The sequence below is a fragment of the Neisseria sp. P0021.S007 genome, from assembly GCF_051956855.1.
On record NZ_JBQCXA010000118.1, the window covers coordinates 1 to 1,152 of the forward strand.

The 1,152-nt window shown below is 54.3% G+C and carries 1 protein-coding gene and 1 pseudogene; both read right to left on the bottom strand.

Going from position 1 to position 1,152, the window contains the following annotated elements; all coding sequences use genetic code 11:
* Positions 1-372, bottom strand: a pseudogene (locus ACTHUR_RS11580) (type VI immunity family protein); the annotation flags it as partial.
* Between the two features lie 444 nt (positions 373-816).
* On the bottom strand, positions 817-1,152 hold a 336-nt coding region (locus ACTHUR_RS11585; RefSeq protein ID WP_440398667.1), incomplete at its 5' end, for a pseudouridine synthase.

Below are 1,152 nucleotides of genomic sequence, written 5' to 3' on the forward strand. Positions count from 1 at the left end.
GGTATTTGCATGCTCGCTTTGCATTCCCCAATCAACCTCGGAAGCATTTTCGGTTCTTTCATCCAGCCAACGGTACACTTTATCCCGTTCTTTAAGGTACGACTTTTCACTCAACTTGATCTCGCGCATCCGACCGCTTCTGTTCCGTGTACCTGTTCCTATCTCATGGCTGGCTATTGTTAGCTTGTTTTTTCCCCATTCGTAATAGAAATCCATCAAACCGGTTAAGGCATCGGCGACATTATCACGGGTATTGAAATAGACCACGCCGCGTATGCCCAGTTGCAACAGGGTAAAGCCATGTTCGTTGTAGCGTTTGGTGCGGTCGGCGGTGTAGCGGATGGCGGCGAGTTGTTTTTCGATGTCGCTCATGGAATGTCCTTATGGTGATATGACAGACGTCGTCTGAAAGAGTGTAGCGTTTTCAGACGACCTTTACCGTCAAACAGGATTATTCGGCATGAATGTGGGTTGAACGGAATGAGATGGCAGGAATGGGGTCGTCTGAAACCCGCGTCCGGCTTTGCAACATAACCAGCCCACTTGTTTGCACGACCTTCCGCTTATGCCTCAAACGTATCCAGCCAAATCCGCCAGCCCTCGTCGGTATCGGTGCAGCAAACCGTAGCGCGGGTTCTACCCGCAAGCAGATGTCAGCACAAATACCCGATTCAGACTGGCGGACGGCAAATCTCGCGGGCAAAGCCCACGCTACGGGGGTCGGTTATCTCAAGTATGTTTTGATTCATAAAGGTCGTCTGAAAACCATGTCCAGCTTCGCAGCATCACCAGCCTGCCTGTCTCGCGACCTTTCGCTTAGGCTTCAAACTTATCCAGCCAAATCCGCCAGCTCTCGTCGGTATCGGCGCAGACGGTCAGGGTTTCGCCGTTTTCGATGCTTTGGAACGACAGGCTGCGGGCGTGGAGCATGAGGCGGGTGGGACCGAGGTGGGCGGCGGTGGTGTGGTTTTGGCGCAGGTCGCCGTAGTTGGTGTCGCCGACGATGGGGTGGAAGATGTGTTTCATGTGGCGGCGGAGTTGGTGTTTGCGACCTGTGTGCGGGATGAGTTCCGCCCACGAGTAGCGCGAGGTTGGGTAGCGGGCGGCGGATTGGAAGGGCAATTCGGTGCACGCAAGGCAGCGGTATTGGGT